The following is a 25242-nucleotide window of genomic DNA, read 5'->3' as shown; positions in this document are numbered from 1 at the left end:
GACGATGGCGTTCACATGTCCCCCTGATTGAATCGACGCTCGTGGAAGGTAAAAGTCTTACCGTTGCGACCGATATTGCCGTTGGGCGCGGCAGCGGGGTAGAGCCAGCCTGGAGGAGTCGCTGAGTCCAGCGCCGTGTCGCGATGCGACGAAAAGGCCAAAAAAAGAAAGGCCCGAAAAAGAAAGGGCAAAAAAACAAAGGGCCCGAAGGCCCTTGTCCGTGCAGCACGGCGACGCGGCGTCAGACCTTCCCTTTCCAGGGCACCAGCACCCGCTCGATATAACGCATCAGCAAATCGAAGCAGAGCGCGAAGAAGCCGATCACGATGATCCCCATGATCACGACATCGCTGGCCAGAAATTCCGCCGCGTTGAGCACCATGAAGCCGAGGCCGCTGGTCGATGCGACCATTTCGGCGGCCACCAGCGTGGTCCAGCCGACGCCGATGCCGATTCTCATGCCGGTAAAGATCTCCGGCATCGCCGATTTCAGGATCACGTACAGCACGACCTGCGTGCGTGAGGCGCCCATCGAATACGCGGCGTGAATCTGCTCGATCGAAACCGAACGCACGCCGGCACGGGCCGCAATGGCGAGCGGCGCGAAAATGGCGAGGTATATCAGCAACACCTTCGAAAATTCGCCGATGCCGAACCAGATGATGATGAGCGGCAAATAGGCGAGTGGCGGCAGCGGCCGGTAGAACTCGATCGGCGGATCGAATGCGCCGCGTGCGAAGCGCGACACGCCCATCATCACCCCGACGGGTATCGCGGTCAGGCAGGCGAGCAGGAATGCGCCGAAGACCCGCAACAGGCTGATCCCCGTGTGCTGCGCTAGCGTGGAGTTGGCAAAGCCTTCCGTGGCGACAAAGATGAACTTCGCGTAGACGGCCTGCGGCGACGGCAGAAACAGCGGCTTGATCCAGTGCAGGTTGGTGGCCGCGAACCACAGTCCGATGAACGCGGCCACGGTGATGAGGCTCGTGACGACGCTGCTGCCTTGCCCCGGCACGCCGAACGTGTCGCCGGGCCGGGCGGGTTTCTTCGCGAGGATACGTGGCCCGCGTCGGGGGCTGCGGGGTGGCCGGACCGGGGTGTTCGTCTCCATGGGGGCGGCCTCGCCGTGCAAAATGGCATGCGCGGATTTTGAACTAAACATGAGCGACTCCGGCCTCGGCGGCGTGCATCTTCTCGTCGCCGTAGATGATGTTGAGGACGCGCTCGCGCATCGCGATGAAATCGGGACTCGATTTGATCGCCCGTGCGTCGCGCGTTTCGAGAAAACGGCGATTGAAGTCCAGATCGTAGGTATGGGTGATACGGCCGGGACGCGGTGACATCACGATCAGGCGGCTTGCCAAAAACAGCGCTTCCTCCACGCTGTGCGTGATAAAGAAAAACATCTTGTTGGTCTTCTTCCAGACATCGAGCAGCAGTTCCTGAATCGTTTCGCGGGTGAGCGCGTCGAGTGCGGCCATCGGCTCGTCCATCAGCAGCATCGCCGGATCGCAGGTGAGCGCGCGGGCAATGCCGACACGCTGCTGCATCCCGCCCGAGAGTTGATAGATCATGTGCTTGTGGAAATCCTGCAAGCCGACGAGCGCCAGGTTGCGCACGGCAATGTCACGCCGCTGCGCGCGCGGCACGCCTTGCAGTTTGAGACCGAATTCCGCGTTGTCGATCACGTTGAGCCACGGCAAAAGCGCGTGTTTCTGGAACACCACGCCTCGGTCCGCGCCCGGCCCTGCAATGGGTTCGCCGCCGAGCAGCAACTCGCCCCGGCTCGGCGCGATGAAGCCGGCCATGAGCGACAACAGCGTGGTCTTGCCGCATCCGGACGCGCCGAGCGCGACCACGAAGTCACCTGAGCGGATCGTCAGGTTGATATCGTCGAGCGCCTGCACGGTCTGGCCGGGACGGCGCCCCGGAAACACCACGCTCACGTTCCTGACAGTCATGTTTTCCATCTTGCCTCCCGATCCACTGGATCACGGTTACGTCATTTGAGTTTCGCGGCGGCTTCGGCATAGGCCGGCGTGACGAATTTCGAGTAGTCGGGCAAGACAGCGCCGATCTGCTTCTGGCTCTTCAGGAACTCCGAAGTGTCCTTCAGCGCGAGCGCGGCGCGGCTCGCCGTACCGCCGCCCAGCCATTGGGCGGACGCCTGCTCGCCGAGCGTGGGGAATGCATAGAGCGACAGCGACGCCGGCACGTCCGCCGGCGAGCCGCCGATCATCTTCGCGATGGCCGCGGCCTGCGGCGAGGCCGCATTCCATTGCGATGGATTGCTGCGGTATTGCTGGTCGGCTTCGGCGATGGCCTTGACGAGTCTGGCCATGAAGTCCTTGTGATCCTCGCCCCATTTGCGATCGACCGCAATGCCGTCGAAGGTCGGCTTGCCGAGTTTCGAGAGATCGCCGGACGTGATCAGCACCTTGCCGCTCTTTTTCAGTTCGGCGAGCGCCGGATCCCACACGTAGGCGGCGTCGATGTCGCCGCGCGACCAGGCCGCGACGATCTGATTGGGCTGCATGTTGAGAATCTTCAGGTCAGACGGATTGATGCCCCAGTGCTGCAGCGCGAACATGGTGTGATAGTGGGTGGTAGACACGAACGGCACGCCGATGGTCTTGCCTTTCAGGTCCGCGGGCTTCGTCACGCCGGAGCCGTTGCGCACCACCATCGCTTCGGCCTGGTTGATGTTGTCGAGTATCCAGAAGAGCTGCAGATCGAGGCCTTGACTCACGGCGGCGGCAAGCGGACTGGAACCGATCACGCCGACCTTGACGTCGCCCGACGCCAACGCGGTCGCGACTTTCGCCCCCGATTCGAATTGCCGCCAGTTGATCTTGTAGCCGGTGGCCTTCTCGATGGACCCGTTCGCGATGCCGACCACCCACGGATCGACGATCTGCTGATAGGCGATCGTGATTTCCTTGTCTTCTGCGTGACCGGGCGTGGCCACGAGGGCCGCCGTAGCCGCGAAAGCCAGCGCCAGGACGCAGTGCGCCGTCCATTGGAACCACGGCCGTGATGTCGGGTTTTTATGGCGTTTCATAATAGGTCTCACAAGTGGCTGTCTGTGGAGCATGGAAGTCGTGGGGCCACGACCGGTGCTTGTCCCGATCGCCTTGGACGGGGTGAGTCGAGTATCGTCAGTAAAAAATAGAGCAAGTTAGTGCCAGACGGCGCCGATCGTTGAGTCCACATCGGCGCTCGAGGTCCGCTCGAGGTCCGCTCAGGGATCGCTCAGGGACCGCCCGGAGCCGCACTGGCCGGCCCGCGCCACGAGCCGCTATCGCGGCAGGCGGCTGTCTCGCCCCGCGCCGCGCTGGCCGGCGCGGTCTTTTCACTTTGAGGAGGATGCATGTCTAGCCGTACAGCGACGGCCCTTTGGACGCAGCGTTTTCAGCGTCCGAGCGACTCGAACATGAGCCTGCAAGGCCAGATTCGCCAGATGCTGGTGGCCGCGATTCTGGACGGCCAACTGCCGCCGCAAACCGCGCTGCCGTCCAGCCGGGAACTGGCCGATCAGCTGAGCGTCGCGAGAAATACGGTCGTGCTGGCGTACCAGCAACTCGTGGAGGAGGGCTATCTGATTTCGCGCGAGCGCAGCGGGCACTTCGTCAATCCGGCCATGCTGGAGGGACGGCACGGCTTCAGGCCGACGCAGACGGTCCCCGCCCGCGAGCACGATGCGGCGCCCGCGCGGCCCGATTGGGCGCAGCGTGTGCAACGGCGGCCGTCCGAGCAGCGCAATATCGTCAAGCCGGGCAACTGGCAGGACTACGAATATCCATTTATCTACGGGCAGTTCGACCAGTCGCTGTTCCCGACCAACGACTGGCGCGAATGCTGCATGAAGGCGCTCTCGGTGATGGAGATCCGCAACTGGGCGCCGGATCTGATCGGCCGCGACGACGACACGCTGATCCAGCAAATCCGCACGCGCGTGCTGCCGCGGCGCGGCGTGTTTGCGATGCCGGACGAGATCGTCATCACGATCGGCTGTCAGCAGGCGTTGTATCTGGTTGCCGATCTGCTGGCGCGCGAGCGCACTACGGTAGGCTTCGAGAACCCCGGCTATCCGGACGCCCGCAATATCTTCGAGAACCGCAACGCGCAACTGGTGCCGTTGCCGGTTGACGAGGGCGGCGTGCGGCCCGTCGAGGACGCGCATCTGTTCGCCCAATGCGATTACGTCTACGTGACGCCGAGCCACCAGTGCCCGACCACGGCCACCATGCCGATCGATCGCCGGCATGCGTTGCTCGAACTCGCGCAGGAGCACGATTTCGTGCTGATCGAGGACGACTACGAAAGCGAAAACAACTTCTCGGGCCTGCCGCACCCGGCGCTCAAGAGTCTGGACAAGGCTGACCGCGTGATCTACATCGGCAGTCTGTCGAAGACCTTCGCGCCCGGTTTGCGGCTCGGGTATATCGTGGGTCCGCGCGAACTGGTGCAAGAGTTGCGCGCGCTGCGCCGTCTGATGGTGCGGCATCCGGCGGCGTACATCCAGCGTGCGTTCGCGACGTTTCTCGCGCTCGGTCATCACGACGCGTTACTGCGCAGGCTGGCCCACGCCTACCGCGAACGCGCGCTGGCGCTGATGGCGGCGCTGGACAAGTACATGCCGCAAGCGCGCTACATCCCGGTTACGGGCGGCGCTTCCTGCTGGGTGGAAGGGCCGCCCTGGCTCGATGCCGTGCGTCTGGGCGCCGACGCCGAACAGCACGGCATCCTGATCGAACTGGGCAGCGTGTTCTTCATGAACGGACTGGAGCAGAACCACTGTTTCCGGATGGGCTTCTCGGCGATCAAGCTCGACAAGATCGACGCGGGCGTGCGCCTGCTGGCCGAACTCGTGCGCAAGCAGAAGCCCGGGCCGTGAGCCCGCGCCGCGCCGGGTAAGACAGGCAGGGGCGCTCGCGTCAGAAGGTGGCTGCGAGTTCCCGCGCGGCTTCCTGAAGACGCGGCACGAATTCGAGCGCGCGAGACAGCGGCGCGCGCGAGACCGGCGCATGCACGGCGACCGCCGCGATGCAGGTGCCGTTCTCGTCTACCACCGGCGCCGCCACGCATACGATGCCGGCGAGAAACTCTTCGTTATCGATCGCAATGCGCTTGTGCGCGGTCCGGTCCAGTTCCGCTTCGAGCAGCTCCGGGTCCGTGATGGTGTTCGGCGTGAAGCGTTCGAGTTTCAGCGCGCGCACGAGTGCCGAGCGCTGTTCGCGCGGCAGCATGGCCAGCAGCAGTTTGCCGCTCGCGCTGCAATGCGCGGGGACGTGCGAGCCGGGTTTGAGATCGAGGCGCAACGGCCATGGCGCTTCCATCCGGTCGAGATAGAGCACCTCGGTTTCATGCAGCATGGTGAGATTGCAGGTCTCGCCGAGATCGGCCACCAGACGCGCGAGAATCGCATGACGCAGGCGCCGCGCGCCGGAATGCATCACCACCCCTAACGCGAGTTGCGCGAGGCGCGGCCCGATCACATACGCGTTCTTCTGGCCGGGCTCACGGATCACGAGCCCGCCCGCCTCCAGCGAAGCAAGCATGCGATGCAGCGACGCCTTGGGCAGCGCGACGTCTTGCGCGATATCGGCGAGCGACACCGGGCCGTCCGAATTGACGAGGTGTTCGAGCAACGCAAACGCGCGCAGCGTCGGAGTATCCGCTTTGGTCATGCCTGCCGTTCCGGAAAATGGATCGGCGCCATTGTACAACTCCGCTTTGGGCCGTCCGGCCTTCGCGCCGCCGGGCCGCACGCCGGCGGATGACTCCGCCGGATCGAATGGATCGCTCATGGGGACGGCCTCAACGCTCATGGTGCGCATGCTCCACAGAAGGGCCCGCGGATAACAGCGGGGCGAGCTTCAGCGCCGCGTCCTTCAGTCTCGGCACGGCCTTCAGCAGGTCGTTCAGACTCGCGCGCGCGGTCGGCGCGTGAATCGCCAGCGAGGCAAGCACGTGCCCATCCGCCGCATCGCGCACAGGCACCGCGACCGCCACCATGCCGCGAACCAGTTCCTCGTTGTCGATGCCGATTCCGCGCACCGCGAGGCGGTCGAGTTCCGCCTCGAGCAGATTCAATTCCGTCAGCGTGCCTTGCGTTTTTCGCTCCAGCGTCAGCCGCGCGAGCACCAGGCGGCGCTCGGCCGGCGGCATCTGCGACAGGAACAGTTTGCCGCTGGCGGTGCAGTGCAACGGCACGCGCGTGCCGGGCTGCAAATGCAGCCGCAGCGGTTCGGCGGTCTCCACGCGCTCCAGATAGAGCACGGTGTCGCGATCCAGCGCGGTGAGGTTGCAGGTTTCGCCGAGCGCGTCGACGAGCGAGCGCAGCAGCGAACGGCAGGCGCGCCCGAACGTATTGTTGGACAGCGTGGTGAGCGCGAGCTGCGCCGCTTTCGGACCCAGCGTGATGCCGCGGTCCGTGCCACGCGAATCGGGCAGATGAGTCACGTAGCCCTGCGCTTCGAGCGACTCGATCAGCCGCATCAGCGTCGCTTTGGGAATGTGCAGGCGCAGCGAGAGTTGCGAGAGCGAAAACGGCTGCCCGGCGGCCGCCAGCTGTTCGAGCACGGCCAATGCACGCAAAGCCCGCGAGTCTTCGGCCACGGGTTCGCTGCGCGGCGACGGGCAGAGTGCTTGCATACACCTCCTTGCTCTCGATCAGTGACTCGCCAGCGTCCGCGTACGTTGCGCAGGCCGGTTGGTAATTGCTAAAAGTGAAACAAAAAACGCTGTTTCTGTTTCACATGAGCCGATAGTAGCGGGAATTTCTTGAACAGGAAACGGGCTGAACATAAATTTCAACGAAACATACCGGTTTTTATAAAACATGCAGGAGACATTGCACATGGCAGACCGATTCGACTTTGTGGTCGTCGGCGCGGGGTCGGCGGGTTGCGTGCTGGCGAACCGGCTTTCCGAAGGCGGCCGCTACTCGGTATGTCTGCTCGAAGCCGGCCCGGCCGATCGCTTCATGTGGATTCATATCCCCATCGGTTATGGCAAGACGATGTTTCACCCGGTCTACAACTGGGGCTTCTATACCGATCCCGATCCGAACATGCACAATCGCCGGCTCTACTGGCCGCGCGGCCGCACGCTGGGCGGCAGCAGTTCGATCAATGGCCTGATCTACGTGCGCGGGCAGAAGGACGATTACGACCATTGGGCGCGGCTCGGCAATCGCGGCTGGAGCTGGGATGACTGCCTGCCGTATTTCAGGCGGCTGGAACACAACGAACTGGGCGAGGGGCCCACGCGCGGCGTCGACGGCCCGCTGTGGGCCTCGACCATCAAACAGCGGCATGAACTGGTCGACGCGTTCATTGCGGCGTCGAATTCGTTAGGCGTGGCAACCATCGAGGACTTCAATACGGGCGATCAGGAGGGCGTCGGCTACTATCAGTTGACTACCCGCCGCGGCTTTCGGTGTTCGACCGCCGTCGCCTATCTGAAGCCCGCGCGGCAACGCAGGAACCTGCGGGTGGAAACCGATGCGATGGCCTCGAAGATTCTGTTCGAGGGAACCCGCGCCTGTGGGGTGCAGTATCGGCAACACGGTGAGTTGCGGGAAGTGCGCGCCAATCGCGAAGTGATCCTGACCGCCGGTGCGCTGCAGTCGCCTCAATTGCTGCAACTGTCCGGCGTGGGGCCGGCCGCATTGCTGCGCGAATTCGGCATTCCCGTGGTGGCCAATCGCGCGGGCGTCGGCGAGAACCTGCAGGACCATCTGCAAATCCGGCTGATCTATGAAGTCACCAAACCGATCACGACCAACGATCTGCTGCGTTCATGGACGGGGCGCGCCAGAATGGGGCTGCAATGGGCGCTGATGCGCGGCGGTCCGCTCGCGGTCGGCATCAACCAGGGCGGCATGTTCTGCCGGGCCTTGCCGCAGGAATCGGCGACACCTGACATCCAGTTTCATTTCTCCACGTTGTCGGCGGACTCCGCGGGCGGCAACGTCCACGACTTTCCGGGCTGCACCTATTCGATCTGCCAGTTGCGTCCCGAATCGCGCGGCGCGGTGCGCATTCGCAGCGCGGACCCGCGTGAAGCGCCGTCCATTCAGCCGAACTATCTGGACACCGATCTGGATCGGCGCACGACGATCGCCGGCGTGCGTTTCGCGCGCCGCGTCGCGGCCGCCGAGCCGATGGCCGCGCTGATGAAACGTGAGGTGCGGCCAGGCGCGCATGCGCAGACCGACGACGAACTGCTGGATTTCTGCCGGGAGTACGGACAGACAATTTTCCACCCATCTGGTACAGCAAAGATGGGCACGGCCGGCGATCCGCTCGCGGTGGTCGACGAGCGCCTGCGCGTGTACGGCACGCAGGGGCTGCGTGTGGTCGACTGCTCGATCATGCCCACGCTCGTGTCAGGCAATACCAACGTTCCGATCGTGATGGTGGCTGAAAAGGCGTCGGACATGATTCTGCACGACGCCAACGGTGTCGATCGCGGTGTGGCGACGACGCCGGCGGCGAAAGTGGCCGCGTAGCAGGTGCAAAACAACGGCGGGCACAGTCCGCCGCAATACGCAGCCGCGAGTCGTCCGATGCATGGACGGTTCGCGGGGTGCACATAAACCGCCCCGGAGGAGACAACTGGGGTTACCGGCTGGCCGCGTGCCGACGCAGGCGGCATGGCTGTCCATTGAGGAGCTGCTGCTATGGCAATCGATCCCCGCGCTATCCGCCGCGTTGCGTTCGCCAGCGTGATCGGCGCAACCGTCGAATGGTATGACTTTTTTCTTTACGGCGTTGTCGCCGGCATCGTCTTCAACAAGCTCTATTTTCCGGCCAACGATCCGCTGGTGTCGACGCTGCTCGCGTATTCGACCTTTGCGGTAGGTTTCGTCACGCGGCCTCTCGGCGGCGTGATATTCGGCCATTTCGGCGATCGTATCGGCCGCAAGTCGGCGCTGATCCTCACGCTGATCATCATGGGGATCTCGACGGCAGGCGTCGCGTTCGTGCCGACCTACGCGCAGATCGGCATCTGGGCGCCTGTCCTGCTGTTGTCGCTGCGCGTGCTGCAAGGCATCGGGCTCGGCGGCGAATGGGGCGGCGCGGTCTTGATGGCCTATGAATATGCGCCCCCGGCGCAACGCGGTCTCTATGCCAGCCTGCCGCAGATCGGTTTGTCGATCGGGCTATGCCTCGCATCGGGGATGGTCGCGAGCCTCTCGCGTCTGCTGCCCGAAGCCGCGTTCCTGTCGTGGGGCTGGCGGATCGCGTTCGGCGCGTCGCTCGGGCTGGTGCTGATCGGGCTGTATATTCGCGCCAAGGTGATGGAGACGCCCGAATTCATCGCGCTCAAACGCAATCGGCGCGAGGCCAAGATTCCGTTCGTCGACATGATGACGCGCTATCGCGGTGCCGTGGTGCTCGGCATGGGCGCGCGCTATATCGACGGTGTGTTCTTCAATATCTTCGCCGTATTCTCGATCGGCTACCTCACGCAGCATGTCTCGATGAGCCGCACCGACGCATTGCTCGGCGTGATGATCGCGGCCGGCGTGATGTGCTTCTTCATCCCGCTGTTCGGCGGCATGTCCGACAAGCTCGGCCGCGCGCGCGTCTACTTCTGGGGCTCGCTGATTTGCGGCGTGTCGGTGTTTCCGGCTTTCTGGCTGATCGAAATGCAGCCGGCCAATACATTGTTGATCTGGGCTGCGATCGTGGTGCCCTTCGGCATTTTCTACGCGATGGTGTACGGCCCGGAGGCGGCATTGTTTGCCGAACTGTTCGACGCCGAAGTACGCTACACGGGTATCTCGTTCGTCTATCAGTTCTCGGGCATCTTCGCGAGCGGGCTCACGCCGATCATTGCGACGATCCTGATGCGGCTGAACGGCGGCAAACCGTGGACCGTGTGCGCGTATGTGTTGTTCTCCGCTTTGATCTCCGCGCTATCGGTGCGGGCGATTGAACGCAAGCGGGCGGGCGCGTTCGATACGGTCGTCCATGCGCGTTCGTGACTCCGCGGTGTGTTAGGGACAGGTGAACCCGGCGCGTGGAGTGCGGCGCGCCGCTCGATGAAGCCGTGCCGCTTGCGTGGCGATGTTATCGCGGCTTCGCGCGGCGTCATTCCCGAAACGTCTTCGCGGTCTCTTCCGCTGCATAGCGCAGATCGGGAACGAAAGCGAGCAGATCGTCGAGCGTGACTCGTCCCACCGGCGCCTGCACGGCAATCGCCGCGCAGGCCCGATTGCGATCGAGCATGACGGGCACGGCAATCGCGATCAGCCCTTGCAGGTGTTCCTGATTGTTGATCGCGAGCAGCCGGCGCCGCGTCGTGCTGAGTTCTTTACGCAACAGGTCGCGATCGGTAATCGTTCGCTCGGAATAGCCGCGCAGCGGCAGCGTTTCAATCACGCGCTCGCGCCTGTCTTTCGGCAGAAAGCTCAGCAGCAGCTTGCCGCTCGCCGAGCAGTGCAGCGGCACATGTGAGCCCGGCTGCAAATGCATGCGCAGCGGCCACTCGGTTTCGACGCGGTCCACATAGACCACGTCGTTGCCGGAGAGCATGGTCAGATTGCACGTCTCGCCGATTTTCGCCACCAGTTGTTCGAGCAGCACGTGGCGGGCGGCCGCCGGTCCGGCATGCATCAACACGTTGACGGCGAGCATGCGCACGCGTGGCGAGCATTCGTAAAGACGGTCGCCCGCGCCGCGCGTGACGAGCCACGCATCCATCAATTGGACGAGGATCCGGTGGACGGTCTGCTTGGGCAGGCCGAGCACATTGACGAGTTCCGTCATCGAGAGCGGGCCGCCCGCTTCCGCCAGTGTTTCGAGAACGCGAAACGCGCGAACTGCAGCTGCATTCGACTGGTTTGATGTCGACATCCCACTTCCTCGGCAGCGTATTCACAGGGTTGATTTTGCATCGACTTCATTGTTTTTCGGGACTATGGAAAGTACCGAATTTCGCGTTTTCCGATGCTGACGGGCGTCGTGCAATGGATAGCTCGAAAAACGGGACTTCGCTCAAAGCGCGGCTGGCTAGATTGATAGCACTGCAATCAATCTATTCACGCGGAGCGAACTCATATGAACGTCAGAGCCTCAGGCGCCGAAATCGCGGCACACCGTGCGGACGGCGAAGCCGAACGCATGGTTGCGCCGCTCGTAGCGAGGGCGCGTACGGCGCAGCGCGCTTTCGAAAACGCGGGACAACAGGCGCTCGACACGGCCGCCGCCGCAGCAGCGTGGGCCATCATGGAACCGCAGCGCAACCGGCAACTGGCGGAGCGCGCCGTACACGATACGGGTCTTGGCAACGCCGACGACAAGTTCCGCAAGAACTATCGCAAAACGCTCGGCCTGCTGCGCGATCTGCATGGACAGAAGACCACCGGCGTGATTGCGCAGGACAAGGCGAGCGGCATCGTCGAGATCGCGCGCGCCGTCGGCGTGGTGGCGGCGATTACGCCGTCCACCAATCCGGCCGCCACGCCGGCCAACAAGATCATCAACGCGCTCAAATGCGGCAATGCGGTAATCGTCGCGCCGTCGCCCAAAGGTCACTCCTCCTGCGCGTTGCTGATCGAGTTCATTCACGCGCAATTCGCCAAAGCCGGTATCGATGCCGACCTCGTGCAGATGCTGCCCGCGCCGATCAGCAAGGCGGCCACGGCCGCGCTGATGCGGCAATGCGATCTGGTCGTGGCGACGGGCTCGCAGGCGAACGTACGCATGGCGTATGCGAGCGGGACGCCCGCATTCGGCGTGGGCGCGGGCAACGTCGCTTCGATCGTCACCGCGTCCGCGGATCTGCATGACGCGGCGCGCAAGATTCTGCGCTCGAAAACCTTCGACAATGCGACGAGCTGCTCGTCCGAAAACAGCGTGGTGATCGAAGACACGGTCTATGCGCCGATGCTCGCCGAGCTGGCCGCGTGCGGCGGCGTGCTCCTCGATGCCGCGCAGAAGGCCCGCTTGCAGGCGGCAATGTGGGTCAACGGCAAGCTCTCTGAACATTGCACGGCGAAGTCCGCCGAGGTGATCGCCGGCGTGGCGGGTCTGGATGAGGTGGCCGCCCGTCATCCCGCCTTTCTGATGGTGGAAGAAAGCGGCGCGGGCAGTGACTATCCGTTTTCCGGCGAGAAACTCGCACCGGTTCTTGCCGTGTATCGCGCCGCCGACTTCGCTGCCGCGGCCGACGTGGTGCGCGACATTTACGCGTACATGGGCGCCGGCCATTCGGTCGGACTGCATTCGAGCGATACCACGCAAGCGGTCCGGCTCGGCGTAACGTTGCCCGTTGCGCGCGTGATCGTGAATCAGGCGCACTGCCTCGCCACCGGCGGCAACTTCGATAACGGCTTGCCGTTTTCGCTGTCGATGGGCTGCGGCACGTGGGGCCGCAACAACTTCTCGGGCAACCTGGGCTTTCGCCACTATCTGAACACTACACGGGTCGCCTATCCGATCGAGGAGCGCGTGCCGGAGACGGACGAATTGCTCGGCGATTTCTTCGCGAGGTATGGCCGATGAACTCGCCCGCCACCCTGCGCGCGCTGATCGACGAGCGAGCCTTGCAGTATCCGGAAAAGCCCTTTCTGCTGGCCGCATTCGACGACGATGAACCAGCGGCCGCTGACCGGCGCGCGACCGTGCTGACGTTTCGCGAGTTGCGCGACGACTGCCGTGTGCTGGAGACACGTTTCCGGCAAGCCGGGCTGCAACCCGGCGACGTCGTTTCGGTGTTCATGGGCAATGGCATCCAGACCGCCCGCCTGTTGCTCGCGGCCATGTATAGCGGGCTCGTGGCGAATCCGCTCAACCTGCTTTGCCAGCCCTCGCAGGTGCGCTATATCGTCGACCATTCCGACACGCGGATGATCTTCGCCGGACGCGATACGCATGCTGTGATCGACACGGCCGTCGCCGAGCTGCGCGCCGCCGGGCTCACGCGCGAGATCGCGTTGATCGGGACCGAACCGGCGCAAGCGGAGCCGCCTACGCTTGCGAAGCGCGAGCCCGCCCTGGCTGAAGCAGGCGCGCATACCGCGGGCGGGTCCGCTGGCGCTGCGCAGGCACCCGCGTCCGCGATGCGCGGCGCACGGCACGAGGTGGCTACCGCGCCGGTGCATGAACCGGCCGCGGACGACGTCGCGCTGCTCATGTACACCTCGGGCACCACCGGCACCCCCAAAGGCGTTCTGCTGACGCATCGCAACCTGGTCGCAAACGCTCGCAATATCAGCGCCGAACACCGGCTGACGGCCGACGATCGTGTGCTGGCGTCGTTGCCGCTTTATCACATCAACGGCCTGGTCGTCACGCTGCTGGCACCGCTCTTTCACGGCGGCTCGGCGGTCATGCCATCGCGCTTTTCGGCGCGCACGTTCTGGCGCGACGTCGCGCTTCATGCCTGTACGTGGATCAACGTGGTGCCGACCATCGTCGCTTATCTGCTCAATGCCGACGAAACGTGCGCCTACGATCTGTCGGCGCTGAAGTTTTGCCGCAGCGCGTCGGCGGCATTGCCCGCCGATCATCATCGCGCGTTCGAGGCGCGCTTCGGGATCGGCGTGATCGAAACCATGGGCATGACCGAAACTGCCGCGCCGGTTTTTAGCAATCCATATGAAACGAGCCGGCGTCGCGTGGGCAGTATCGGCCTGCCCTCGGGCGGCGAGGCGAGGGTGATCGACCGCGAAGGGCGCGAGTGCGCGGCCAACGAGTGCGGCGAGCTGGTGCTGCGCGGCGAACAGGTGATGGGCGGCTATTACAAGCGGCCCGAAGAGACGGCGGCGGCATTTACGGCGGATGGCTGGCTGCGCACCGGCGACCTTGGTTATCGCGACGCGGACGGCTACTTCTACATCAATGGCCGCGCCAAGGAATTGATCATCAAGGGCGGCGAAAACATTGCGCCGCGCGAAATCGACGAAGCGCTGTTGCGGCATCCCGATGTGCTGGATGCCGCGGCGGTCGGCGTGCCCGACCCGGCTTACGGTCAGGAGATCGTCGCGTTCGTGGTGCCGCGCCTGCGCGACGGACGGGGCGCGCCCGACCCGGCGGACTTGCGCGAACACTGCCTGCGCGAGCTCGGCCGCTACAAGACGCCGAAGGAATTCCGGTTCGTCGACGAACTGCCGCGCGGGCCTTCCGGCAAGGTGCAGCGCCTGAAGCTGGTGCCCACCTGATGGCGCGCGGCCGGCGGTCGACGGCGGCCAGCGCGCAGCACACCTCATGAGTCGCATCGCGGTAAATCGGACGGCCGGTCATGGCCGTGGTCGATACACATAAGAGAGAAACAGGAGACAGCATGGAAACGCGTATCCGGCGTGTCAAGACACGTCATATCATCCTGGCGGTCATGTGCCTGATGTATTTCATCTCATACATCGATCGGGTGAACATTGCCGTGGCCGGTCCATTGATTCGTCACGAGATGGGTCTCACGACCGTTCAGCTGGGGCTGGTGTTTTCCGCCTTCGCTTATCCGTATGCGGCAATGCAGATTATCGGCGGCTGGCTCGCCGACAAGTTCGGGCCGAAACTGGTGCTCACGGTGCTCTCGCTGATCTGGGGCGTGGCCACGTTGGCCACGGGCTTTGCCGGCAGTGTCACGATGCTGGTCCTGATGCGCTTCGCGCTCGGCGTCGGCGAAGGCGGAGCGTTTCCCACCGCGACGCGCGCCTTCACTTACTGGATGCCGGTCGCCGAGCGCGGTTTTGCGCAAGGCATTACCCACAGCTTCGCGCGTCTGGGCGGCGCGGTCACGCCGCCGCTGGTGCTGGCCGTGGTGGCCACGGGCGGCTGGCGCGATGCATTCATTCTGCTCGGCATCGCGAGCCTCGCCTGGACCGTGCTCTACCTGTTCGTGTTCACCAACTCGCCGGAACAGAACCGGCGCATCACGCCCGAGGAAACCGCGGAAATCGGCTACCGCGCCGGCGACTGCGACCGCGCCAAACACGCGGCCACGCCGTGGCGCAAACTGGTGCGCCGGATGTGGCTCGTCACCTTTGTGGACTTCTGCTATGGCTGGCTGCTGTGGGTCTATCTGACCTGGCTGCCGTCCTACCTGCGCGAATCGCGAGGATTCGATCTCAAACAACTGGCGCTCTTCACCGCGCTGCCGCTGCTGGCGGGGGTGGTTGGCGACACGCTCGGCGGCGTGGTGTCGGACAAGCTCTACAAGATCACCGGGCGCTTGCGCTTCGCGCGCTGTGCGGTGCTGGTGGTGGGCATGGGCGGCTCGCTGGTGTTTCTGCTGCCGATGGTGTCCGCCACCGATCCGCTCACCGCCGTCTGGTTCCTGTCGGCTTCGTTCTTCTTCCTTGAAATCACCAACCCCGTGCTGTGGACGTTGCCGCTCGACATTGCCGGCAAGTATGCGGGCACGGCCGGCGGCATGATGAACACGGGCTTCGGTGTCGCGGGAATGGTCTCGCCGGTGGTGTTCGGCTATCTGATCGAGAAGACCGGCAGCTACAACGTGCCGTTCAATATCTCCGCGGGCCTGCTCGCGGTCGGTATCGTGGCGGCGCTGTTCATCGACACCGGCAAGACCGTCGAGGCCGACGAGGAGCGCGAGCGCACCGCCGGCGCGGAGCTCGGCGGCATGCCGTCGTTCCTTCACGCGGGGGCGGCGGTACGGCTGGAGCGCCATCACTTGCGCCGGCCATTGCGGTGGCGCAAGTGAGGCAGGCAACTGAGGTAAGCAACTGAGGTAAGCAACTGAGGTAAGCAACTGAGGTAAGCAACTGAGGTAAGCAACTGAGGTAAGCAACTGAGGTAAGCAACTGAAGCAACGCGGCGGGCGGCCGGCTAAGGGCGCGCCCGCCCTGGCTCATCTGGCTCACCTGGCCGGCTTGAGCGCGCGCAAGCGCCAGATCAGGCTCGAGGTGTCGAAGCGGCTGCCGCCGAGCGACTGCACGTCAGCATAGAACTGATCGACGAGCGCCGTCACGGGCAACGACGCGCCGTTGCGTTTCGCTTCGTCGAGACAGAAGCCGAGGTCCTTGCGCATCCAGTCGACCGCAAAGCCGTAGTCGAACTTGCCGTCGATCATGGTCTGCCCGCGATTGTCCATCTGCCAGCTGGCGGCCGCGCCCTTGCCGATCACCTGCAGCACGAGCGGCATGTCGAGGCCCGCGAGCTGGCCGAAGTTGATCGCCTCCGAGAGTCCCTGCACCATGCCCGCGATGCAGATCTGATTGACCATCTTCGCCAGTTGCCCGGCGCCGACGGCGCCGATCAGCGTGACGGCCGCCGCGTAGTGCGCGAGCACGGGGGACGCCTGTTCGAAGACGGCCGGCTCGCCGCCGCACATGATCGTCAGCTTGCCGTTCTGCGCGCCGGACTGGCCGCCCGACACGGGCGCGTCGACGAAGTGCAGACCCTGGCGGCCCGCGATTTCCGCCAGTTCGCGCGCGACGTTCGCCGACGCTGTCGTGTGATCGACGAACGCCGCGTTCGGCGCCATGCCGGCAAACGCGCCGTCGTCACCGAGCGTGACGCTGCGCAGGTCGTCGTCGTTGCCGACGCAGGCGAGCACCAGTTCGGCGCCGTCCGCGGCTTCCCGCGGCGTGCCGGCGGCGCGGCCGCCGTACTCGGAGACCCATTGCTGCGCTTTCGACGCGGTCCGGTTGTACACGGTCACGTCGAGGCCGGCTTTCGCGAGATGGCCGGCCATGGGGTAGCCCATCACGCCGAGGCCGAGAAACGCGACGCGGCGAACGAAGGATGGGGCGGGCTGTGCGGTTGGATGATTCATTGGGGCTCCATAGTCTGGGCTGGGTTGGGGGTGGGGTGAGGTAATTATCAGGGCGCGGCCGTCCGGGCCGCCCCGAAGATGACAAAAATCTCATTTTTCCACCATGTTGGCACTGCGGCAGCGCCGTAGCATCGGTCGCACCTGGTCAACGTTTCAAACGCCCATGTTCACCCGCCACCTTGTTGCCTTCCTTGCGCTTGCCACGGTGAGCACGGCTTACGGACAGCCGGCGGCGCTGCTTGCGCCGAGCGATCCATCCGCGCCGCCGGCAGAGTACTCACAAACGCAGTCACAGACGCAGGCCCCGCCCCCGACCCCGTCGAGCGACGGTCCCGCCTTGCCCCTTGACGAGGCGCTCGGCATCGCGGCCGAGAACAACCCGTTGCTGCGCGGCGCGCGCGCCGACGCGGATGCATCGAGCGGGACATTCATGCAGGCGGGCGCGCGCCCCAATCCGCAGATCTCGCTGCTGCAGGAAGGATTCGGCGGCACGGAGCGCACCTCGACGGCGTTGCTCAACCAGACCGTCGAACTCGGCGGCAAGCGTCAGGCGCGGCTCGACGTCGCCTCCTACGGACGCGAAGTGGCGCTCGCATCGCTCGACGCGCGCGGCGCGGCCCTGCGCTCGGACGTCATCGCCGCGTTTTACGGGTTGCTTGCGGCTCAACGCCAGTTGCGGGTCGCGCAGGAGTCCGCCGGTATCGCGACGCGGTCGGCGGAACTGGCGGAAAAACGCGCGCGCGCGGGCAAGGTGTCGCCGGTGGAGGCGACCAAGGCGCGGGTCGCCGCGACCGGCGTCCAGATCGAACAGGCTAACGCCGCCGCGCGGCTGACGATTGCAGCGGAGAAGCTTGCGAACGTGACGGGCAGTCCGCTCGTGCGAGGACGGCCCGTGAGCGGCGACATCGAAAGCGTGCCGGCGATCGGGTCACTCACCCAACTCCTGCCGCGCTTATCCGACGCGCCGCTTGCGCGCGCCGCAAAAGCGGAGACGCGTCGGGCCAACGCCGCCATTTCCGTGGAGCGCGCGAAGCGCATCCCCGACCTCACGTTCAGCGTGGGGATGAAGCGGGTCGTCACGGGCGGAGTTCCCGGCAACCAGGCGGTGGTCGGCGTGTCCATTCCGCTTCCCCTTTTCGATACCAACAAGGGCGCGCTGTTCGAATCGGTTCACAAAGCCGAGAAGGCGAGCGCCGACTTCGACAACGAAACAGCCCGCTTGCAACTGGAATTGACGCAGGCATACGCGAACTACGAGAGATCGAATCTGGAGGCGCGACGCCTGAAAACCGACGTTCTGCCGGCCGCGCGCGAAGCGCTCGACGCAATGTCGCGCGGCTACGAACTCGGCAAGTTCGGTTTTCTGGATGTGCTGGATGCCCAGCGCACGTTGTTCCAGGGCCAGTCGCAATACGTGCAGGCGTTGACGGACGCGCACCTTGCCTACGCCGATATCGGGCGGCTTGTCGGCGTCCCGCTCGTCGACGTCTCCTCGCGCAACTCAGCGGCCCCAACGCCACGCTTACCCTGAAGGATTTGTCATGCCGCGCAGAAAACGCCTCATCGCCGCCATGGCGGCCCTCGTCAGCGTGAGCATCGCGCTCGCCGCCTTCGCGTTGACGCGCGAGTCGCCGGATGCCGGAGGCGCTCCGGGTAGCGGCGACGCTTCAGCGGCAGCGCAGGAGCCGTCCGGCCGCCACGGCGGCACCGTTCTTGGCGATGGCGCGCTGTCGGTCGAAATCGTGCTGTCCGAAAAGCCGGGGGACGCGCGGCTCATCGTCTATCCGCTCGTCGACGGCGAGCCGGCGGACCGCGGCGTGGCCCTGTCGGGCACCATCACCCGCTACGACGGTTCGAAAATGCCGCTCCAATTCGTGCCGGCGGGCCAGAAGTGGACATCCGCCGAACCGATCGGCAAGCCTCACGTGTTCGACGCGGCCATTCACCTCAAGTGGGGCGAGCAATCCGCGTCGTTCGTCTTTTCGCGGGCAGACGGCGCGATCGCCCTCAATGCGGCGCAAATCGACGCGGCCCAGATCCGCCTTGGCGAGGCCGCTCCCGCCCAGGTGCTCACGACTGTCCAGCTTCCCGGCGAAATCCGCTTTAACGAGGATCGCACGGCCCACGTGGTCCCGCGCGTGGCGGGCATCGTGGAGCGGGTCGGCGTGTCGGCCGGCGAGAAGGTGGGCAAAGGCCAGGTGCTGGCGGTCATTGTCAGCACCGATCTCGCGGATCGCAGAAGTGAACTGCTGAGCGCGGAGCGCCGGCTCGCCGCGGCGAGAACCTCGTACGCGCGCGAAAGGACCTTGTGGCAGGAACGCATTTCGGCCGAGCAGGACTATCTTGAGGCGCAGGTGCAATTGCGCGAAGCCGAAATCGCCACGCAGAACGCCCGCGCGAAACTCTCCGCGCTAGATGCGCCGGCGTCGGCGGCCGCATTGAACCGTTACGAGCTGCGCGCGCCGTTTGCCGGCACCGTGGTCGAAAAGCACGCGACGCCAGGCGAGGCAATCGCGGCGGATGCCAGGCTCTTCGTTCTCTCCGACCTCTCGTCCGTGTGGGCCGAGATGGCGGTGCCGGCCCAGCACCTGAACGAAGTGCGGGTCGGCCGCGCCGCTACAGTCAGCGCCACCGCTTTCGAATCGAAGTCGAGCGGTCCGATCGCCTACGTCGGCGCGCTGCTCGGCGAGCAAACCCGCACCGCGCCGGCGCGCGTGGTCTTGCCGAATCCCGACGGCGCGTGGCGGCCGGGCATGTTCGTCAATGTGTCGGTGGATGCCGGCCGGCAAAGCGTGCCGCTCGCCGTGGCGGCCGACGCGTTGCAGGACATCGACGGCGCGCCCGCCATCTTCGTGCAGTCGCGCGGAGGGTTTGTCGCTCAGTCTGTTCAGACGGGACGCCGCGACGACAAGGTCGTCGAAATCGTGAACGGACTGCGGCCCGGTCAAAAGTATGCCGCTTCGAACAGTTTCGTCCTCAAGGCCGAACTCGGGAAGGGCAGCGTCGAGGAAGAGTAGCGCCCCGGCGCATGAAGCGCCTCGCACTTGCCGCGGGCAGGCCGCGCTCCCGTTACCCGGTTCCAGAGGACCCTCTCCATGTTCGAGCGACTGATTCGCTTCGCCATCGCGCACCGTTGGTTAGTCATGCTGGCCATAGCCGCTGTCGCGGCCGTCGGCGTGTACAGCTATCAGAAACTGCCCATCGACGCCGTGCCTGACATCACCAACGTTCAGGTTCAGATCAATACGTCCGCGCCCGGCTATTCGCCGCTCGAAGCCGAGCAGCGCATCACGTACGCGGTGGAGACCGCGATGGCCGGTCTTCCCAATCTGGCCCAGACGCGCTCCATCTCCCGCTATGGCCTGTCGCAGGTGACCGTGATCTTCGAGGACGGCACCGACATCTACTTCGCACGCCAGCTCGTCAACGAAAGGATTCAGGAAGCCAAAGACAAGCTGCCACCCGGCGCCACGCCGGCCATGGGCCCGACTTCCACGGGACTCGGCGAGATCTACCTGTGGACGGTGGAGGCCGACGCGTCGGCCCTCAAGCCGGACGGGACCCGCTACACGCCCGCGGATCTGCGCGAGCTTCAGGACTGGGTCATCAAGCCCCAGCTTCGTAATGTGCCGGGTGTCACCGAGGTCAATTCCATCGGCGGCTTCGTGAAGGAGTTCCGGGTCGCGCCGAATCCCGCCAAGCTCATGTCCCACGGGCTGACGCTGGCGGACGTGGTGCGGGCGCTCGAGCGCAACAATGAAAATGTGGGCGCCGGCTACATCGAAAAACGCGGCGAGCAGTATCTCGTGCGGGTGCCCGGCCAGGCCCGCTCGGCCGAAGACATTGCCAATGTCGTGCTGACCAACGTGGGCGGCGTGCCGGTTCGCATCAAGGATGTCGGACAGGTGGATATCGGCCGGGAATTGCGCACGGGCGCCGCGACGTCGAACGGCGAGGAGGTCGTGCTCGGCACCGTGTTCATGCTGATGGGGGAGAACAGCCGCGCGGTCTCGAAGGCAGTCGCCGCCAGGATGGACGACGTCAATCGCACACTGCCGCCGGGCGTGCGCGCGATTCCCGTGTACGACCGCACCGTTCTGGTCGACAAAGCGGTGCAGACGGTGAAGAAGAACCTGCTCGAAGGCGCGGTGCTCGTGATCGTGGTGCTGTTCCTGTTTCTCGGCAACCTGCGCGCGGCGCTGATTACGGCGCTCGTCATTCCGCTATCCATGCTGATGACGTTCACCGGCATGGTCAACGCGAAGGTGAGTGCGAACCTCATGAGTCTGGGCGCGCTCGACTTCGGCATCATCGTCGACGGCGCGGTGGTGATCGTGGAAAACTGCGTCAGGCGCCTCGCTCACGCGCAGACGCTCGCCGGCCGGCCGTTGACTCGCGAAGAGCGTTTCGCCGAAGTGTTCGGCGCCTCGCAGGAAGCGCGCCGTGCGTTGATATTCGGGCAACTGATCATCATGGTGGTCTACTTGCCGATCTTCGCGCTCACGGGCGTCGAGGCGAAGATGTTTCACCCTATGGCGATCACCGTCGTGATGGCGCTTGGCGCGGCGATGGTGTTGACAGTCACCTTCATTCCTGCTGCTATAGCACTCTTTATCGGCAAACGCGTCGAAGAAAAGGAAAACCGCTTGATGGGCTGGGCAAGACGGCTATATGAACCGCTGCTCACCGCCTTCATGACGCGTCCGAAACGCGTGTTTCTCGGCGCCGCGGTGATCGTCACGTTGAGCACGGGGCTGGCGGCGCGCCTTGGCAGCGAGTTCGTTCCAAGTCTGAACGAGGGAGATCTGGCCGTCGCCGCATTGCGTATTCCGGGCACGAGTCTCTCCCAGTCGGTCAGCATGCAAAAGGCGATCGAAAAAACCTTGAAGCAACGGTTTCCTGAAATCGACCGCGTTTTTGCGCGCACGGGTACGGCGGAAATCGCGGCGGATCCGATGCCGCCTAACCTGTCCGACGGCTATATCATGCTCAAACCCACGGACCAGTGGCCGCAGCCGAACAAGTCGCGCGAGACACTGGTGCAGGAGATCGAGGCGGTGCTCGATGAAGTGCCAGGGAATGCGTACGAATTCTCCCAGCCTATTCAATTGCGCTTCAACGAACTGATCTCCGGTGTGCGCAGCGACGTGGCCGTGAAGCTCTTTGGCGACGATATGGCGGTGCTGGATCGCACCGGCGAGAAGATCGCCGCGGCGTTGCAGAAAGTGCCCGGCGCCGTCGAAGTGAAGGTGGAGCAAACCACCGGCTTGCCGGTTCTCACCATCAACGTGGACCGGGACAAATTGGCGCGCTACGGCGTCACGGTAGGCGACCTGCAGGACACGGTCGCGGCCGCGGTGGGCGGGCAGAAAGCCGGCACGCTGTTCCAGGGCGATCGGCGTTTCGATATCGTGGTGCGGTTGGCGGACGAACTTCGCACGGACATCGAGGCGATCAAGCGGCTGCCGATCGCGTTGCCGTTTGCGTTACCGTCCGCGGCGGCCGGAAGGGGCAGCGTGCCTGTCGTCCAGGCGCCGTATGTGCCGCTCGCCGAACTGGCCACGGTCGAGGTCACGCCGGGTCCGAACCAGATCAGCCGGGAAGACGGCAAGCGGCGCGTGGTGGTGAGCGCGAATGTCCGCGGGCGCGACGTCGGTTCGTTCGTGGCGGACGCACGCGAGCAGATACGCGAGGACGTGCAGGTGCCGTCCGGTTACTGGTTGTCGTGGGGTGGACAGTTCGAGCAGTTGCAAAGCGCGAGCGAGCGCCTGAAGCTGGTCGTGCCGCTGTCGCTCTTCATGGTGTTTGTCCTGCTGTTCATCATGTTCAATAATGCTAAAGATGGCTTGCTGGTATTCACCGGCATTCCGTTCGCTTTGAGCGGCGGCGTGCTGTCGCTCTGGTTGAGAGACATTCCGCTTTCCATTACCGCGGCGGTCGGTTTCATAGCGCTCTCGGGCGTCGCGGTGCTGAACGGGCTCGTCATGATTTCCTTCATCAGAAATCTGCGGGAAGAGGGCGCGCAGCTGGATGCGGCCGTTCGTGAGGGGGCCGTGACGCGGCTGCGGCCCGTCCTGATGACGGCCCTCGTTGCTTCGCTCGGGTTTTTGCCGATGGCATTCGCAACCGGCACTGGCTCGGAAGTGCAGCGCCCGCTGGCAACGGTGGTGATTGGCGGCATTCTGTCGTCCACGGCGCTGACGCTGCTGGTGTTACCCGTGCTTTACCGGGCTGCGCACACGTCGTCGTGGCGCGCCTTTGCCATGAGCCGGCTGGCGAACGTCTTGCCGGGCCGGATACGGCGCCGGCACGGCATCTTTGAGAGGTAGCTTGCATGCGGATCCTGTTGGTGGAAGACGAGCCGAAGACCGGCGCCTATCTTCGCAAAGGGCTGTCGGAGGCGGGGTACGTCGTCGATTGGGCTGAAGACGGTGTCACGGGTCAGCACCAGGCGGAGACGGAAGACTACGACCTGCTGATTCTCGATGTGATGCTGCCGGGACAGGACGGCTGGACGCTGCTGCAGAATCTGCGCCGCACACGGTCCACGCCCGTGCTGTTTCTTACCGCGCGCGACGACGTGGGGGACCGCGTCAAGGGGCTGGAACTCGGCGCCGACGACTATCTCGCGAAGCCGTTCGACTTCGTCGAACTGGTCGCGCGCGTCAGGTCGATCCTCAGGCGCGGCAAGCCGCGCGATTCCATGTCGCTGAAAGTTGCCGATCTCGAACTGGACCTGACGCGGCGCAAAGCGACCCGTCAGGGCGATGTGATCCTGCTCACGGCGAAGGAGTTCACGCTGCTGTGGCTGCTCATGCGCAAGGAAGGCGAAATCCTGCCCCGTGCGACGATCGCCTCGCAGGTGTGGGACATGAACTTCAATAGCGACACGAATGTCGTGGATTCGGCAATCAGGAGGCTGCGCTTCAAGGTCGACGACGCCTACGAACCCAAGCTCATTCACACGGTACGAGGCATGGGCTACGTGCTCGAAGTCAGGGGGGGTGGCAATTGATCAGAAGCGTCGTTCCACGAACGCTTCGCACGAGGCTGACGGTCCTGATCATTCTGTCGACCTCGATCATTCTCGCGCTGAGCGGCCTCGCGCTGTGCGAGGCACTGCGAAGCCGACTCGAGTCCACCGCAGCCGAACTCATGTCCGGCACGCTGGCGGGGCTGCAATCGCATCTGGTCACGAGTCAGACCACCGACGAGATTACCCACGATGCGCAAACGTGGATCGACCTGCTGCATGGACACCAGAACATGGCGCTTGCCATCTTCGACGCAGCGGGTCAGCGCCTGTTGAGCACGCCCGGGTTCCAGTCTTATGCGCCGCTTCTCACCGCCCGCGTGGACCGGGTGCCGGCCGGTCTCACACCGGCCGACTCGAATCTTCGCTACCTCGTCGCCATGGCGCCGCTCAATGACGCGGCCGGGTCGTCGGTGCGTGTCGCCGTTCAGTACGATGGAACCAGCGACCGGGCCCTGTTGCGGGCGCAGGTCTATACCGCGGTCGTCATCGAAGTGTTCGGCGTGATTCTCTCCGCCGCCTTCGCATACGGCATCGCCACGCTGGGCTTGCTCCCGCTGCGAAGGCTCGCGGCCCAGGCCGAGGCGATGTCGACGAGCCGGCTCGCGCAGCCTTTGCCCGAACTCGACGCGTCGGGCGAATTGAAGGAGCTGGAGCATGCCTTTAACGGCATGCTGGCGCGACTCGACGAGTCGTTTACGCGGCTCAGTCAGTTCTCATCCAATCTTGCGCACGATATGCGCACACCGCTCACCAATCTGCTTGCCGCCGCGCAGGTGGCGCTGTCACAGCCCCGGACCGCGGAAGACTACCGTGACGTGATCGAATCGAGCGTGGACGAATATCAACGGCTGTCGCGCATGATCGAGGACATGCTGTTCCTCGCGCGCTCGGAGCAGGCCGACGCGGCCTTGTCCTTTCGCCCGCTCGACGCGGCCGCGGAAGCCGGGCGCGTGGCGGGCTATTACGAGCCGATGGCCGAAGACGCGCAGGTGAGGATCGAGGTGACGGGACAGGGTACGGTGCATGCCGATCTGCTGCTCTTCCAGCGCGCGCTCAGCAATCTGCTGTCGAATGCGCTCGTGCAGGCGCCGAAGGGCAGCATCATCACGATCGACTGCAAGGAAGACGCCCATTCAACCACGCTGACCGTGTCGGATTCGGGGCGGGGCATCGAGGCTCATCATCTCAAGCGCATATTCGAGCGGTTTTATTGTGTCGACCCTTCGCGGCAAGGCTCGGCATCGGGTACGGGGCTTGGCCTCGCCATCGTGAAGTCGATCATGAACAGCCACGCGGGACACTGCGGCTGCGAAAGCCAGCCTGATATTCGCACGCGTTTCTGGCTGCGCTTTCCGCGACGCGAGTGCGTGGGGGGCGGCCTGAGCTCCCTCGTGAACCGCGAGCCGGTGCGCAAGGATTGAGGGGCCACCTTGATCGGCAACAGACGC

At 64.7% G+C, this 25242-nt stretch carries 18 protein-coding genes; 11 read left to right on the top strand and 7 right to left on the bottom strand.

The window, feature by feature from the left end:
- Positions 1-241: 241 nt before the first annotated feature.
- From CJU94_RS25840 to tauA, 3 genes are read right to left on the bottom strand one after another with little or no spacing between them, the layout of a single operon-like run.
- A complete protein-coding gene (locus tag CJU94_RS25840) occupies positions 242-1162 on the bottom strand; it encodes an ABC transporter permease subunit (RefSeq protein ID WP_095421481.1) in 921 nt (306 codons plus the stop codon).
- Positions 1155-1970 carry a taurine ABC transporter ATP-binding protein gene (locus tag CJU94_RS25835; RefSeq protein WP_095421480.1) on the bottom strand — a complete coding sequence of 272 codons (816 nt, stop codon included), beginning with the start codon at positions 1968-1970 and terminating at the stop codon, positions 1155-1157. Before CJU94_RS25835 ends, CJU94_RS25840 begins: the two co-directional genes overlap by 8 nt.
- A gap of 32 nt (positions 1971-2002) precedes the next feature.
- Positions 2003-3061, bottom strand: coding sequence for a taurine ABC transporter substrate-binding protein (tauA, locus tag CJU94_RS25830; protein ID WP_095421479.1), 1059 nt, complete (start codon positions 3059-3061; stop codon positions 2003-2005).
- Positions 3062-3370: 309 nt separating this feature from the next.
- Here tauA and pdxR point away from each other — a divergent pair, with 309 nt between their 5' ends.
- Complete coding sequence (gene pdxR / locus CJU94_RS25825) at positions 3371-4897, top strand: MocR-like pyridoxine biosynthesis transcription factor PdxR (RefSeq protein ID WP_095421478.1); 1527 nt, start codon at positions 3371-3373, stop codon at positions 4895-4897.
- A gap of 40 nt (positions 4898-4937) precedes the next feature.
- Here pdxR and CJU94_RS25820 read toward each other — a convergent pair whose 3' ends face one another.
- Complete coding sequence (locus CJU94_RS25820) at positions 4938-5690, bottom strand: IclR family transcriptional regulator (protein ID WP_095422795.1); 753 nt, start codon at positions 5688-5690, stop codon at positions 4938-4940.
- Between the two features lie 130 nt (positions 5691-5820).
- Positions 5821-6657, bottom strand: coding sequence for an IclR family transcriptional regulator (locus CJU94_RS25815; protein WP_095421477.1), 837 nt, complete (start codon positions 6655-6657; stop codon positions 5821-5823).
- A gap of 205 nt (positions 6658-6862) precedes the next feature.
- Between CJU94_RS25815 and CJU94_RS25810 the strand changes: the two genes are divergently transcribed.
- The gene (locus tag CJU94_RS25810) at positions 6863-8518 is read left to right on the top strand and encodes a GMC family oxidoreductase (RefSeq protein WP_095421476.1); all 1656 of its coding nucleotides are present in this window, start codon (positions 6863-6865) and stop codon (positions 8516-8518) included.
- 171 nt (positions 8519-8689) lie between these two features.
- On the top strand, positions 8690-10000 hold the full coding sequence (locus CJU94_RS25805) for an MFS transporter (protein ID WP_095421475.1): 1311 nt from the start codon (positions 8690-8692) through the stop codon (positions 9998-10000).
- A gap of 106 nt (positions 10001-10106) precedes the next feature.
- Here the strand turns inward: CJU94_RS25805 and CJU94_RS25800 are convergent, their stop codons facing one another.
- Positions 10107-10871 carry an IclR family transcriptional regulator gene (locus tag CJU94_RS25800; protein ID WP_095421474.1) on the bottom strand — a complete coding sequence of 255 codons (765 nt, stop codon included), beginning with the start codon at positions 10869-10871 and terminating at the stop codon, positions 10107-10109.
- A gap of 204 nt (positions 10872-11075) precedes the next feature.
- Here CJU94_RS25800 and sauS point away from each other — a divergent pair, with 204 nt between their 5' ends.
- The 3 genes from sauS (at position 11076) to CJU94_RS25785 (ending at position 15684) form a co-directional block, all read left to right on the top strand.
- Positions 11076-12521 (top strand): acylating sulfoacetaldehyde dehydrogenase, encoded by a 1446-nt coding sequence (gene sauS, locus CJU94_RS25795; RefSeq protein ID WP_095421473.1) that lies wholly within the window; start codon positions 11076-11078, stop codon positions 12519-12521.
- Entirely contained in the window at positions 12518-14179 is a 1662-nt protein-coding gene (locus tag CJU94_RS25790; protein WP_095421472.1) for an AMP-binding protein, read from the top strand. The genes sauS and CJU94_RS25790 overlap by 4 nt, the downstream gene beginning before the upstream one ends.
- A gap of 122 nt (positions 14180-14301) precedes the next feature.
- Positions 14302-15684 (top strand): MFS transporter, encoded by a 1383-nt coding sequence (locus CJU94_RS25785; RefSeq protein WP_095421471.1) that lies wholly within the window; start codon positions 14302-14304, stop codon positions 15682-15684.
- Positions 15685-15840: 156 nt separating this feature from the next.
- Here the strand turns inward: CJU94_RS25785 and CJU94_RS25780 are convergent, their stop codons facing one another.
- Positions 15841-16758, bottom strand: a complete 918-nt coding sequence (locus tag CJU94_RS25780) for an NAD(P)-dependent oxidoreductase (protein ID WP_095421470.1) — start codon at positions 16756-16758, stop codon at positions 15841-15843.
- 163 nt (positions 16759-16921) lie between these two features.
- On the opposite strand from CJU94_RS25780, the gene CJU94_RS25775 reads away from it, so the two are divergent.
- The 5 genes from CJU94_RS25775 (at position 16922) to CJU94_RS25755 (ending at position 25215) form a co-directional block, all read left to right on the top strand.
- Complete coding sequence (locus tag CJU94_RS25775) at positions 16922-18289, top strand: TolC family protein (protein ID WP_095422794.1); 1368 nt, start codon at positions 16922-16924, stop codon at positions 18287-18289.
- Positions 18290-18299: 10 nt separating this feature from the next.
- Positions 18300-19775 (top strand): efflux RND transporter periplasmic adaptor subunit, encoded by a 1476-nt coding sequence (locus tag CJU94_RS25770; RefSeq protein ID WP_095421469.1) that lies wholly within the window; start codon positions 18300-18302, stop codon positions 19773-19775.
- Between the two features lie 78 nt (positions 19776-19853).
- On the top strand, positions 19854-23087 hold the full coding sequence (locus tag CJU94_RS25765) for an efflux RND transporter permease subunit (protein WP_095421468.1): 3234 nt from the start codon (positions 19854-19856) through the stop codon (positions 23085-23087).
- 5 nt (positions 23088-23092) lie between these two features.
- The gene (irlR, locus tag CJU94_RS25760) at positions 23093-23773 is read left to right on the top strand and encodes a heavy metal response regulator transcription factor IrlR (protein ID WP_095421467.1); all 681 of its coding nucleotides are present in this window, start codon (positions 23093-23095) and stop codon (positions 23771-23773) included.
- On the top strand, positions 23770-25215 hold the full coding sequence (locus CJU94_RS25755; RefSeq protein WP_095421466.1) for a heavy metal sensor histidine kinase: 1446 nt from the start codon (positions 23770-23772) through the stop codon (positions 25213-25215). Before irlR ends, CJU94_RS25755 begins: the two co-directional genes overlap by 4 nt.
- Positions 25216-25242 lie beyond the last annotated feature (27 nt).

Source organism: Paraburkholderia aromaticivorans (assembly GCF_002278075.1).
In the GTDB taxonomy this organism is placed as follows: Bacteria; Pseudomonadota; Gammaproteobacteria; order Burkholderiales; family Burkholderiaceae; genus Paraburkholderia; species Paraburkholderia aromaticivorans.
The sequence above is the reverse complement of the archived record's forward strand: the minus strand, read 5'-3'. Positions and strand labels throughout refer to the sequence as shown.

What these genes read in the sequence shown, in the direction of transcription:
- tauA (WP_095421479.1), bottom strand. Translation starts at nt 3,061, where the DNA reads ATGAAACGCCATAAAAACCCGACATCACGGCCGTGGTTCCAATGGACG.
- CJU94_RS25765 (WP_095421468.1), top strand. Translation starts at nt 19,854, where the DNA reads ATGTTCGAGCGACTGATTCGCTTCGCCATCGCGCACCGTTGGTTAGTC.
- sauS (WP_095421473.1), top strand. Translation starts at nt 11,076, where the DNA reads ATGAACGTCAGAGCCTCAGGCGCCGAAATCGCGGCACACCGTGCGGAC.
- pdxR (WP_095421478.1), top strand. Translation starts at nt 3,371, where the DNA reads ATGTCTAGCCGTACAGCGACGGCCCTTTGGACGCAGCGTTTTCAGCGT.
- CJU94_RS25835 (WP_095421480.1), bottom strand. Translation starts at nt 1,970, where the DNA reads ATGGAAAACATGACTGTCAGGAACGTGAGCGTGGTGTTTCCGGGGCGC.
- CJU94_RS25810 (WP_095421476.1), top strand. Translation starts at nt 6,863, where the DNA reads ATGGCAGACCGATTCGACTTTGTGGTCGTCGGCGCGGGGTCGGCGGGT.
- CJU94_RS25785 (WP_095421471.1), top strand. Translation starts at nt 14,302, where the DNA reads ATGGAAACGCGTATCCGGCGTGTCAAGACACGTCATATCATCCTGGCG.
- CJU94_RS25770 (WP_095421469.1), top strand. Translation starts at nt 18,300, where the DNA reads ATGCCGCGCAGAAAACGCCTCATCGCCGCCATGGCGGCCCTCGTCAGC.
- CJU94_RS25780 (WP_095421470.1), bottom strand. Translation starts at nt 16,758, where the DNA reads ATGAATCATCCAACCGCACAGCCCGCCCCATCCTTCGTTCGCCGCGTC.
- CJU94_RS25820 (WP_095422795.1), bottom strand. Translation starts at nt 5,690, where the DNA reads ATGACCAAAGCGGATACTCCGACGCTGCGCGCGTTTGCGTTGCTCGAA.
- CJU94_RS25800 (WP_095421474.1), bottom strand. Translation starts at nt 10,871, where the DNA reads ATGTCGACATCAAACCAGTCGAATGCAGCTGCAGTTCGCGCGTTTCGC.
- irlR (WP_095421467.1), top strand. Translation starts at nt 23,093, where the DNA reads ATGCGGATCCTGTTGGTGGAAGACGAGCCGAAGACCGGCGCCTATCTT.
- CJU94_RS25815 (WP_095421477.1), bottom strand. Translation starts at nt 6,657, where the DNA reads ATGCAAGCACTCTGCCCGTCGCCGCGCAGCGAACCCGTGGCCGAAGAC.
- CJU94_RS25790 (WP_095421472.1), top strand. Translation starts at nt 12,518, where the DNA reads ATGAACTCGCCCGCCACCCTGCGCGCGCTGATCGACGAGCGAGCCTTG.
- CJU94_RS25775 (WP_095422794.1), top strand. Translation starts at nt 16,922, where the DNA reads ATGTTCACCCGCCACCTTGTTGCCTTCCTTGCGCTTGCCACGGTGAGC.
- CJU94_RS25840 (WP_095421481.1), bottom strand. Translation starts at nt 1,162, where the DNA reads ATGTTTAGTTCAAAATCCGCGCATGCCATTTTGCACGGCGAGGCCGCC.
- CJU94_RS25805 (WP_095421475.1), top strand. Translation starts at nt 8,690, where the DNA reads ATGGCAATCGATCCCCGCGCTATCCGCCGCGTTGCGTTCGCCAGCGTG.